Origin of the sequence: Microcystis sp. CS-574 (genome assembly GCF_028329095.1) — a bacterium.
GTDB classification, from domain to species: domain Bacteria; phylum Cyanobacteriota; class Cyanobacteriia; order Cyanobacteriales; family Microcystaceae; genus Microcystis; species Microcystis ichthyoblabe_A.
Genome location: NZ_JAQMSY010000064.1, coordinates 45,001 through 57,789 on the forward strand (window position 1 = coordinate 45,001; position 12,789 = coordinate 57,789).

5 protein-coding genes are annotated in these 12,789 nt (G+C 39.7%); 2 read left to right on the top strand and 3 right to left on the bottom strand.

Annotation, left to right across the window (positions count from 1 at the left end; genetic code table 11):
• Nucleotides 1–9 precede the first annotated feature (9 nt).
• Together PN470_RS04225 and PN470_RS04230 are read left to right on the top strand one after the other, a co-directional pair.
• Complete coding sequence (locus PN470_RS04225) at nucleotides 10–6,390, top strand: non-ribosomal peptide synthetase (protein ID WP_272103789.1); 6,381 nt, start codon at nucleotides 10–12, stop codon at nucleotides 6,388–6,390.
• On the top strand, nucleotides 6,387–10,259 hold the full coding sequence (locus tag PN470_RS04230; protein ID WP_272103791.1) for a non-ribosomal peptide synthetase: 3,873 nt from the start codon (nucleotides 6,387–6,389) through the stop codon (nucleotides 10,257–10,259). The genes PN470_RS04225 and PN470_RS04230 overlap by 4 nt, the downstream gene beginning before the upstream one ends.
• 92 nt (nucleotides 10,260–10,351) lie before the next feature.
• Here PN470_RS04230 and PN470_RS04235 read toward each other — a convergent pair whose 3' ends face one another.
• From PN470_RS04235 to PN470_RS04245, 3 genes are all read right to left on the bottom strand, one after another.
• Nucleotides 10,352–12,403, bottom strand: a complete 2,052-nt coding sequence (locus PN470_RS04235; RefSeq protein WP_272103794.1) for an FAD-dependent oxidoreductase — start codon at nucleotides 12,401–12,403, stop codon at nucleotides 10,352–10,354.
• Nucleotides 12,403–12,621, bottom strand: coding sequence for a hypothetical protein (locus PN470_RS04240; protein ID WP_272103795.1), 219 nt, complete (start codon nucleotides 12,619–12,621; stop codon nucleotides 12,403–12,405). The genes PN470_RS04235 and PN470_RS04240 overlap by 1 nt, the downstream gene beginning before the upstream one ends.
• Before the next feature lie 27 nt (nucleotides 12,622–12,648).
• Nucleotides 12,649–12,789, bottom strand: a 141-nt coding sequence (locus tag PN470_RS04245) for a Uma2 family endonuclease (RefSeq protein ID WP_272103797.1), incomplete at its 5' end; no start/stop codon positions are given.

Sequence of the window (12,789 nt, forward strand, 5' to 3'; positions counted from 1 at the left end):
GAATCTTTCATGGCAGACACAAAAAATCAACCCGCCAAAAATGTGGAGTCTATTTATCCTCTTTCCCCCATGCAGGAAGGGATGCTCTTTCATAGTCTTTATACTCCTGATTCAGGGATTTATTGTAGTCAAACTCTAATTACTCTGGAGGGAGAAATTAACCTTGCAGTTTTTAGGCAAGCGTGGGAAAAAGTTGTAGAGCGTCACTCGGTATTAAGGACTCTATTTCTTTGGGAAAAACGGGAAAAACCTCTGCAAATTGTGCGAAAAAAGGTTGATTTGCCTTGGGATTATCAGGATTGGCGCAATCTTTCCCCCACAGAACAACAACAGCGTTTAGATTTATTGTTACAAACAGAGCGTCAACAAGGGTTTGAATTCAAAGTTGCTCCTTTGATGCGCTGCTTGATGATTCAACTATCGGACCAAACTTATAAATTCCTCTGCAATCATCATCATATTATTCTGGATGGTTGGAGTATGCCTATTATTTATCAAGAAGTTTTAGGGTTTTATGAGGCAGGTATTCAAGGGAAAAGTTATCATCTTCCTTCACCGCGTCCCTATCAAGATTATATTGTTTGGTTACAGGAGCAAAACCCATCTATTGCTGAGAGTTTTTGGCAGCGAACTCTTGAAGGGTTTATGACTCCCACCCCCCTGAGGGTGGACAGACTCCAGTTAATGAAATCTGAAGGTAAGCCAACTTATAAAGAGTATAACTGTCATTTATCGGCTTCTCACTCCAAAGACCTGCAATCTTTGGCGCAAAAGCATAATCTGACCTTATCTACTCTAGTACAGGCCGCTTGGGCGATTCTTCTCAGTCGCTATAGTGGGGAGTCAGAAGTTTTATTTGGGGTTACGGTTTCTGGTCGCCCTCATGATTTATCAGGGGTAGAACATAGGGTAGGATTATTTATTAATACATTGCCGCTGCGAGTCTCCATCAGAGAATCAGATTTATTGCTATCTTGGTTACAGGAATTACAGCAAAAGCAAGCAGAAATTCAGGATTATGCTTATGTTTCTCTGGCTGAAATACAGAGATTAAGTGATATTCCACCGGGGGTTCCCCTGTTTGAGAGTTTGGTCGTTTTTGAGAATTATCCTAGAGAAGCGTTATCGAGAGATTCTCGTCAATCCTTAAGGGTTAAGGATGTGGAGAATTTTGAGGAAACTAATTATCCTTTGACGGTGGTTGCTATTCCTAAACAGGAGTTACTGATTCAGTTAGTCTATGATACTAGCCGTTTTACTCAGGATACGATTGAACGGATGGCAGCACATTTACAGACTATTTTAACAGGGATTGTTACTGATACTCGGCAACGGGTAACACAATTACCTATATTGACAACACAAGAGCAACATCAGTTATTAGTAGAGTGGAACAATACCGAGGCAGATTATCCTTTAGATAAGTCTTTACATCAATTATTTGAGGAACAAGTTGCACAGAATCCGCAGGGAATAGCGGTTATTTTTGAAGGACAAAAATTAACCTATCAACAGTTAAATAACCGGGGCAATCAGTTAGCTCACTGTTTACGAGATAAGGGTGTAGGTCCAGAAAGTTTGGTCGGGATTTTTATGGAGCGTTCCCTAGAGATGGTCATCGGTTTATTAGGGATATTAAAAGCCGGGGGAGCTTATGTACCTTTAGATCCGGATTATCCTACCGAGCGCTTGGGGGATATCCTCTCAGATTCGGGGGTTTCTTTGGTGTTAACTCAGGAATCTTTAGGGGATTTTCTTCCCCAAACTGGGGCCGAGTTACTGTGTTTAGATAGGGATTGGGAAAAGATAGCTACCTATAGTCCAGAAAATCCCTTCAATCTAACGACTCCTGAGAATTTAGCCTATGTTATTTATACATCAGGTTCAACGGGAAAACCCAAAGGAGTATTAATTAGCCATCGGGGGTTAATGAATTTAATTTGTTGGCATCAAGACGCTTTTGAAATTACGCCTTTAGACAAAATTACTCAACTAGCAAGAAGTGCTTTTGACGCTGCGGTTTGGGAGTTATGGCCCTGTTTAACAGCAGGTGCGAGTCTTGTCTTAGTTAAACCTGAAATCATGCAATCTCCCCCGGACTTGCGAGACTGGTTAATTGCCCAAGAAATCACCGTCAGCTTTTTACCAACTCCCCTAGTTGAGAAGATTTTATCTTTAAAATGGGATGAAAATATAGCCCTCAGAATTATATTAACGGGTGGGGATAAACTCCATCATTACCCTTCAGTATCAATGCCTTTTAAGCTGATTAATAATTATGGTCCAACAGAGAATACAGTAGTAACCACTTCAGGATTAGTTCCCGATTATGAGGAAGGAAACTCCTCATCCCCGTCTATTGGTAAGCCAATTTCTAACACAAAAATTTATATTTTAGATCAGAATTTACAACCGCTTCCGATTGGGGTTCCTGGAGAGTTACATATTAGCAGTGTCGGGTTAGCGCGGGGTTATCTCAATCGTCTGGAATTAACTCAAGAAAAATTTATTTCTAACCCTTTTAATTCGGGTATTTTATATAAAACGGGGGATTTAGTTCGCTATCTTCCAGAGGGCAATATTGAATTTTTAGGGCGCATTGATAATCAGGTGAAGCTGAGAGGATTACGGATTGAATTAGGAGAAATAGAAGCAGTTTTAGAGACACATTCTGAAGTGGAAAAAGCCGTAGTTATTTTGCGAGAAGATACCTCAGACAATCAACGGTTAGTCGCTTATATAGTCAGGAAATACCCCTCATTAGGTATCGGAGAATTGCGCCGTTTCTTACAGCAGCAACTGCCCGCTTATATGGTGCCTTCTGCCTTTGTCATCTTGTCGGATTTTCCCTTAAATAACAATGGCAAGATAGACAGGAAAAAATTACCCGTCCCCGATGAGACATCAATTATTGAATCTGCTTATATAGCCCCAAGAAATGAAAAAGAAAGCCTCTTAGCTCAGATTTGGCAAGATGTTCTTCAGGTATCCAAAATAGGGGTTAGTGACAACTTCTTTGAGTTGGGAGGACATAGCTTAAAAGCTATTTCTCTAGTGAGTAAAATTCAGGAAAAGTTAGGGCAATCTTTGCCCATTAAACAAGTATTTGCTCATCCTACCATTGCTGAACAAGCAGCATTATTAAGCACTGTTACCCCTCTGACGGTAGCCACTATTCCCCTTGTATCTGCACAAGAAACCTACGAAACATCCCATGCTCAGAGACGTTTCTATGTCTTGCAACAGATGGATCTCAATAATGTAGCTTATCATATTGTTTCCACCCTCAAAATAGCAGGAGATTTTAGCCCAGATGTCTTTGAAAAAGCCATACAATTATTGATTTCCCGTCATGAATCCCTGCGGACATCTTTCATTTTAATTAACGGTGAACCACAACAGAAAATCCTGCAAAATCGTCCTTTTGATTGGGAATTTAAAGACTGGACAAATAAACCTGATGAAGAAATCCTAGAAACGATTGCAAAAGAGAGAAAACCGTTTGACTTAGAGAAAAGTCCCCTGGGGCGCTCTAAGATTTATAAACTATCTCCGAATGAATATATTTTAGAGCTAGAAATTCATCATATTATCTGTGATGGTTGGTCAATGAGTTTGTTAGCTAAAGAATGCTTACAATACTACTCTGATTTAGCCAAAGGATTACAGCCTATTATAGAGCCATTGCCGATACAATATAAAGATTATGCAGGATGGCAAAATAATCTTTTAAGAAGCGAAGATAATCCCCAAAACCTAGATTACTGGCGGCAAAAACTGGACAATGGACAACTGACCAGAGTTCACTTACCGACAGACTTTAAACGTCCCCAAATAAAGACGTTTAAGGGTTCTCATTTAAGCTGGACATTTGACCGAGAAACGATTTCTAAATTAAGAAAAATTTGTCAAGAAAACGAAATCACCCTATTCATGGCATTGGTAGCGGCTGTCAAAATATTACTGTATCGCTACAGTGGTCAACATGATATTACTATTGGTACAGAAATCGCCACCAGAAGCCATCCTCAACTGCAATCTCTAATCGGTTTATTTCTCAATACCTTAGTTATTCGTGACCAAATTGAACCCGAAAAAGGCTACAAAAATCTACTCGCAAAGGTTCGTCAAACCGTTACCGAAGCCTTAGAACATTCCGATTATCCCTTTGATATTTTAGTAGAAAAATTAGCTGTTTCTAGAGAAATTAACCGCACTCCCTTGTTTGATATATTAGTCCTTCTGCAAAATTTTGATCAACCTGTAGGCTTGGAAAATATACAAATAAAATCTCTAGATTCCCTGACCCCGACCAGTAAGTTTGATCTATCTTTTGTGTTTAGTGAAGATCAGGAAAAACTCAGATTAGAGCTAATTTATAACACCGACTTATTCCAAGAGGAGAGGATGAAAAAATGTCTCATTCACTTCGATAAACTCTTGAATGAAATGCTATCTAACCCCGCCCAACCCGTCAAAGACATTTCTTTGTTATCGGAGGCAGAAACCGCTTTCATTGCCAATTTTATCAATCCTATTCCTCGCTTAGAAACCCGTACTATTATCCACGATTTTATTGACCAAGTTGCAGCCAAACCAGAGAAAACATCGATTATTTATCCAGGGGGTAAATTTAGCTATCAAGAATTACATGAACTAACTAACTTTTGGGCTTATGCCTTAAAAGAATTAGGCGTGGAAAAAGATAAGGTTTGTGGTGTTCTCCTAGAAGGAGATTATCGTCAGTTAATCGCCATGCTGGCAGTATTTAAAGCCGGAGGAATCTATTTACCTCTACGTTTAGATGAACCAGAGGAGCGCCGGCAACGCATGATGATTAAAACTAGCCCCGAAATTATCTTAGTTGCGGCTGAGAATTTAGAGGGGATTAAACCCCAACTATCCGCATTAGAAAAACCGCCTCATATCTTAGTGGTTAAGGCTCATAAAATTCAGCAATATCATCAGTGGAATGGCATGGATTATCAAGAGTTTCCTTGCCAATTAAGCAAACTGCAACCCCTTCTAGCTATGCCGGATGCTGATGATTCTAATTATATTATGTTTACTTCTGGCTCAACCGGTGAACCTAAAGCAATTTTAGGCAGTCACGGCAGCTTACGTCATTTCATTGATTGGGAAAAACGGGAATTTGGCATTAATGAAAGTTGGCGCTGTTTACAAATTGCTCAAATTAATTTTGATGCTTATTTGAGGGAAACCTGTGTGACTTTATGCTCAGGGGGAACTCTGTATATTCCAGAGAGTACAGAGCGAGAAGACTTAGAGCTTTTATTACTGCGAATAGGAGAATGGGAAATCAATTTACTACACACTGTCCCCTCGGTAATGCGTCTGTTTTTAAAGATAGGGCGTGGTTTAGTTAATGCACATAATCTCCTGAAAAGTTTGCGAATTTTTGTCTTAGGAGGAGAGCCTTTATTTGTGAAAGAACTGGCTGAATGGCATCAAATTTTTGGCTCTCAGACAGAATTTGTGAATATTTATGGGGCAAGTGAAACTACATTTGTTAAGCATTTTTATCGAATTCCTAACCCTAATAATATTCCCTATGAACGGGTTCCGGGTGGTCAAACTTTGCCAGATGCCGCTTATGCAGTGGTTGATGGAAATCGCGCCAGGGCAATAGGAGAAGTAGGAGAAGTGTTCGTTAAATCCCCCTATTTAACCAAAGGTTATTATCAAGATGAAAGCTTAACTCATTCAGTTTTTGTGCCTAATCCTTTGAATGGGGGGAGGGATATAGTTTATCGTACTGGAGACTTAGGCAGACTGCTTCCTGATCTAACTTTAGAAGTAATAGGACGCAGTGACAACCAAATTAAATTAAATGGGGTACGGATTGAATTAGGAGAGATTGAAGATGTCCTCAGTGGGATTGAGGGAGTAGAAAAAGCCTTAGTTATGGCTAATAAAAAGGAGGAATTAGTAACCGTAATTGCTTATTATCAAGCAGAGGATACAGTTCATCAGGAATATATTCGAGGTAAATTAAAGCAACTCTTACCGATTTATATGCAGCCTAGCTTTTTAATGCGGTTAGAAGCTTTTCCCTTGTTACCTAATGGAAAAATTCATCGTCTAGCTTTGCCAAAACCCGAAGAAAATATTACTAACTTAACTAACCAAGTCCCAGATTTTAATCCACAAGAAGCTTTATTAGCTTCCCTTTGGGGTGAGTTATTAGAAGCAGAAGTTAGTAACAGTAATCAGTCATTTTTTGAACTAGGAGGAAACAGTCTGAAGGCGATGCGCTTAGTGTCACAAATCCGTAATCAATTTGGAGTTTCTCTCCGATTACGGGAAATTTTTACCCATAATACTTTAAAAGAACAAGCTGTATTAATTCAATCCCGACAAAAACGATGATCAACTTACCACAATCTGACTCAATTAACCCACTGGAAAAACAAAAATATTACGAAGTCTCTCACGGTCAAAGAAGGCTTTGGATTTTGCAGCATATCAGCGAATCTTCTAGTGCTTATAATATTAGGCTTGCCATGAGAATTAATGGCAAGTTAGATGTTTCTATATTAACAGCAGCCTTTCAAGAACTGGTGAACCGTCATGAAATTCTCAGAACCACTTTTACCAGTGTTGGGGGCAATATTAAGCAAGTTATTCATGAGCAAATCCCCACAGAACAGTTAATCATTTTTAAAGATTTAAGAGCAGAAAAAGATGCTGAACTCTTGGCAGATGATTTAATTCAAGAGTCGGCAAATTTACCTTTTAGTTTAGAAAAGTTGCCCCTTATTCGGGTCTTATTGGTGCAGATTAAGTCAGAAGAATTTATCTTTGGTTTGACTGTCCATCATATTATTGGAGATGCACAATCACTTGATATTATCTTTCAAGAGTTCTTTACATTATACTCTGCTTATACTCAACAAAAAAAAGCTGAATTACCCCCTCTTACCCTACAGTATAAAGATTATGCGGCATGGCAAAATCAGTGGTTAGAAAGTGAAGAAGTTAGAGAACAACATGAGTATTGGTGCGAGGTTTTTGCCGAACATCCCCCTATCTTAAACTTACCGATAGACTTCCCTCGACCTCAAGTAAAATCTTCTCAAGCAGCTTCCCACACTTATCAATTTAGTCAGAGTCTTAGCCAACAATTACAAACCTTTGCCACTCAAAATAATACGACTCTATTTATTACCCTACTGACGTTCTTTAAAATATTACTCTACCGTCACACCGGCCAACGGGATTTAGTAGTTGGTATCCCTATTTCAGCACGAAATCATCCTGATTTAGAAAACCAGATCGGGTTTTATGTTAACACCTTGGCTTTGAGATCTTTATTACCAGAGGGAGTAACTTTTAAGCAAGTCTTAGGGGAAGTAACTAACACCTGTCTTGATGCTTATGAATATCGTGATTATCCTTTTGATAAATTAGTATCTGCTCTCAATTTAGAACGTGATTTGTCCAGAAATCCCTTATTTGATGTCATGTTTTCTCTACTGGGTAAAGAAAGCAAAACTGTCTTAAAAATTCCTGGTTTGGAACATCAACCTTATCCCTTAAAACCACGCATGGCTCAATTTGATATGACTTGGAGCTTCTTTGAAGATAGTCATAATCTTACATTAGTGATCGAATATGAGCCAGATTTATTTTTGCCTGAAACTATCGCCAGAATGAACGGTCACTTTTTACAAATTATTAAAAGTGTAATTCAGAATCCCGATTGTAAATTATCTGAGATTAATTTATTAACCCCTGAAGAACAGCATCAATTACTAATAGAGTGGAATCAAACCGAAGTCGCTTATTCTCAACAGTGTTTGCACCAGTTATTTGAAGAAAAAGTTAGAGATAATCCCGAGGCAATAGCTCTTATTTTTGACGGCGAAAAATTGACCTATCGAGAGTTAAATAGTCGAGCTAATCAAGTCGGCCACTATTTACAAGAAAAAGGCGTAACTTCAGAAGTTTTAGTGGGGATTTTTATTGAGCGTTCTTTTGAGATGATCATCGGAATATTGGGAATTATTAAAGCCGGGGGAGCTTATGTTCCTTTGGATCCTAATTATCCCCCTGAGCGCTTGGATTATATGATATCTGATTCAGCTATCTCTCTGTTGTTAACTCAACAATCTTTAGTCCAATTTCTGCCAGAAAATCAAGCCGAAATACTGTGTTTAGATACAGATTGGTTAAAGATAGCTAATTATAGTCAAGAGAATTTGACCTCTCCAGTTAAACCAGAAAATTTAGCTTATGTTATATACACTTCGGGTTCAACGGGAAAACCTAAAGGTGTGATGAATATTCATCAAGGAATTTGCAATACTCTAAAATACAATATTGACAATTATAATCTTAACTCTGAAGATCGCATTCTCCAAATTACTCCCTTTAGTTTTGATGTTTCAGTTTGGGAAATTTTCTTGTCTTTAACATCTGGTGCTACCCTAGTCGTGGCTAAACCTGACGGGTATAAAGATATAGATTATTTAATAGATTTAATTGTGCAAGAACAAGTAACTTGTTTCACTTGTGTTCCCTCAATATTGCGAGTTTTTCTGCAACATTCCAAGAGCAAAGATTGCCACTGTTTAAAACGAGTAATTGTCGGGGGAGAAGCCTTATCTTATGAACTCAATCAACGATTTTTTCAGCAGTTAAACTGTGAATTATATAACGCTTATGGACCAACAGAAGTAGCGGTTGAGACTACTATCTGGTGCTGTCAGCCAAATTCCCAAATTTCTATTGGAACTCCCATTGCTAATGCCCAAGTTTATATCCTCGACAGTTATCTCCAACCGGTTCCTATTGGTGTTGCTGGAGAATTACATATTGGTGGAATGGGTTTAGCGCGTGGATACCTCAACCAACCTGAATTAACGGCTGAAAAATTTATTCCTCATCCTTTTGCTCAGGGGAAATTATATAAAACGGGGGATTTAGCTCGCTATCTTCCTGATGGAAATATTGAATATTTAGGGCGGATTGATAATCAAGTTAAGCTGAGAGGTTTCCGCATTGAATTAGGAGAAATTCAGACAGTTTTAGAAACTCATCCCAACGTTGAACAAACTGTTGTGATTATGCGGGAAGATACCTTATATAATCAACGGTTAGTTGCTTATGTAATGAGAAAAGAACCCTTATTAACTTCTCAGGATCTGCGCCGTTTCTTGCAGCAGAAATTACCCGTTTATATGATCCCTTCTGCCTTTGTGATGTTGTCGGATTTTCCCTTAAATCCTAATGGTAAAATAGACTTTCATAAATTGCCTATACCGGATGAGACTTCTTTAGTTGAATCACCCTATTTAGCACCCCGCAATCAAACGGAAACTATCTTAGTAAGCCTTTGGCAACAGCTTCTACAAGCTGGCAAGATAGGGGTTAATGATAACTTCTTTGAGTTGGGGGGTCATTCCTTACAAGCTATGAATCTTATGGCTTTAATTTATGAAAAAATCGCCATAGAAATTCCTTTATCAATGATTTATGAAAAGCCAACAGTAGCCGAATTAAGCGATTATATTATCTATGCTCAAGAGATGAATATTCAACCGAAAGAACGTCCTTATGTGGTGTTTAATAAGGAGCAAGAAAAGGCCGTCTTTTTATTTCCCCCCGCCCTTGGTTTCGCTGCTGCTTATGCCAATTTAGCAGAGTATCTAACGAATTATGCTATTTATACTTTCCGGTATATTAGCGATGAATTAATGTTAGAAAAATACGCTGAATTAATTGAGGATTTGGCTCAGAATCAAGATATAAAATTAATGGGACATTCCGCCGGCGGATTTTTAGCGATGTTAATGGCGCAACAATTAGAAAGTCGAGGGAGAGTTGTTTCTGATGTGATTTTACTGGATACTTACAGAGGAGGACGTGAGGCTAAAAAAGCTGATATGTCAGAGATTCAAGAAGGGGTTGATGCTTTCTTATTAAATCCCAAACGTCAGGAATTAAGAGGTTACTTTTTAGAAAATCAAAAACTCCGCGATCGCACTTATCATCAAGTGTGGGAATACTTTAATTTTCTTTGGAATTCTGACTTAAAAAATGTACAAATTCAAGGGACTATTCATTTGATTCGTGCTGAGGGAAACTATGAAGCTCAAGATGATTGGACACAAGCAACAAAAGGGGAAAGAATCAATCATTATGCCACTGGTATTCATCGTGAAATGATTGATCCTCCTTATCTTCCCAAAAACGCTCTGATTATCAATAGTATTCTCAACCCAAAACAGTCGTAACCGTTTAGGTGGCGGACGAAATCTGGCAATCTGAGAGACATAGATGAGCAGTACCTAGGGTCTGCTGAAAAAGTTTTTTCAGCAAACCCTAATTAATACCAATTATCCATCGACTGGAAAATTGAGGCATCGGGGAACATAGTTGGATTACCACTAGCGTCGATTTTTTGCCGTAATTCTCGCAGTTGTTTATTCCCGATGAGAAAATCACTTTCTACTAATTGATAGGGCAGTACATTATTATCTAAAGCATACACTGCCGTGATGCCAGCAGCTACCCCAGAGGACCACTCGAAGGAATGGACACGATAGGCGGCCGCGGCAATATGACTAAGGGCGATACTTTTACCCGCTATCAATAAATTATCGATTTTTTGGGGAATTATAGCCCTTAAAGGTATCTCGAAGGGGTAAGCTTGACCCTGTCCCCGTCTTTCTCCTGCTTTTTCTGTATTACCCGGTTTTTCGGGGGGATGTTCCGTCATGCAGGGATGAAAATCAATCGCATAGTGACCGATACCGACGGAATCGGGGTAAATGGTAGAGCGCTTGCGTTTAACGGCCTGATCGGGGGATAATGTGCCATCAAGTACGGAAAATCCCTCTAATCCTGCCAAGGTGGCAATTAAGCGCCGATATTCTGCTGGGGAAAGATTTTGACGATAGAAATCGCTTTGAAAATTTTGTCGGGAAATATCGATTTCTGTGACGGTAAAACCAGCGGGGAAAGTCAGGGAAGGACGACCGATAATCCGTCTTGCTTCCCGAATATAGGGATATTTTGACAAACCGTGGGCAGTTCCCATGGGAGAATCAAAACCGGACAGATAACGGTTATTCAAATGGGGAACTTTTACCCCGTCTCCTAACTGGGAATCGGTGGTTCCTTCTACTAACCAATAATAGTAGGAAATGGCGTGTTCTTCGCCCCTCGCGAGGGTTTCGGTGCGTAATCCTCCCATCCATCCCCCCGGAGATAACTGTCCTAACTCTTGCAACTGTTCACGGGTGTAGATAAAGTTATCCTTAGCAGTCCCCGGACGATAATCATTTCCCCAGGTCCAATTCTGCATGGAAATATCCCCCGGGACGGGTTCGGTAAAAGTAATTCCCCCAAAGGTTTTCTCTTTACCCAGTTGTGGACTCCAGATACGACGATAGGTGAAAACTAGGTCAAAATCGGCTAATCGCGGCAATTCATAGCTAAAATAGGGGGCATAGCGTTCATAATAAACGGGTTTCTCGTGGGTTTGTGGTTTTTCTGTTTCCTCCATGGCGAAGGTATAGGTAAAGCCTTGGGTACAGTAGGGGTCGCCAGTGACGCTAGAGGAAGAAGGTTCGAGATAACTGCGCTTATCGACACCTAAACGGTAGGGAATATCTGATAATCCGATTATTTCCCCGGTTTCGGTCGCTTCAATCACATACCAATCTGCTAATTGATTCGGTTGGGAGGATTTGGGGACAAAACGGAGGATTTTCTTATCAAAACGGGGAGAATTTTCGTAGCGATAGATATCCGCCATTTTTTGCGATAAAAACTCGGTATTTAGGGGAGGAGTACCTTTTGCGGGACTATGTTGAATGGCAATTACACTGGTAATCTGTTGACCGGTGCCGCGATTGGGTAAAGTTTCAATATTTAATTCTTTGACTACCGTGGAGGGAAACCATTTCAGGGTTCCCTTACCTTTTTTGGCAGCGTCTTCTAACTGTTGAAATAATAATTTATGTCCATCAAAAGGCAAAAAACAAGACCCGCTTACCCAACATTCTCCGGGGTTGCGTTTCCCGTAATACTTTCTAATTCTTTCCCTAAATTCTAGATAACCTTTCGGGAAAAATAATTTTTCTCTTTGTGTCCGTCTTTCATCTAATGCGGAGGTTCCCTGAGAAGATATCTGTCCCCCCACCCAGTCGGTAATCTCGGTTAAACAGACGGTTTTTCCTAATAATAACGCTTCGTAGGCCGCACCGGCACCGGCTAAACCACCACCCACCACCAGAATATCACAGCCGACGGTTTGATCCGGTTCTCGCGGGGGGGCTGCTAGGGTGAGGGGAGTGAAAGCTTGCAGGAGAAATAATCCCAGAGAGAGGGATTTAAGAGGAGTAAAGTGATGATTGAAAATTTTAGGGGACATTATTGACAAATATCAATGTTGTGGCTGAGAGTTTCCTCTTTCTTTGAAGAAGTAGCCAGAGCATCTGTTCCTGAAATCCTGATTGTTTTTTTTGGGATATGGATATATTGAGAACTTTGTAGCTTGATGCTGGCCTTTAAGAGATTATACACCTTCAATCTGACAATCGATCGCTTTTCTGGAAATGTTTTGACAAAGATATCCTGATTCGGTGTCATTCCCTTTGTTATTCCCTGTCATCCTTGCTAAGTTAAATTCAAAACAAACCCAGGTAAGACATCTTCCCCGGATAAAATCGCAGGCAAATTAATAATTTCCACACCGCTATTTAGTCGGTAGATTTCCACCTGCTGCTGTTGAGGATTAATCAACCAACCCAAACGTAA

Excerpts from the sequence above, each read along its gene's own strand:
- PN470_RS04225 (WP_272103789.1), top strand. The coding sequence starts at position 10 with ATGGCAGACACAAAAAATCAACCCGCCAAAAATGTGGAGTCTATTTAT.
- PN470_RS04230 (WP_272103791.1), top strand. The coding sequence starts at position 6,387 with ATGATCAACTTACCACAATCTGACTCAATTAACCCACTGGAAAAACAA.
- PN470_RS04235 (WP_272103794.1), bottom strand. The coding sequence starts at position 12,403 with ATGTCCCCTAAAATTTTCAATCATCACTTTACTCCTCTTAAATCCCTC.
- PN470_RS04240 (WP_272103795.1), bottom strand. The coding sequence starts at position 12,621 with ATGACACCGAATCAGGATATCTTTGTCAAAACATTTCCAGAAAAGCGA.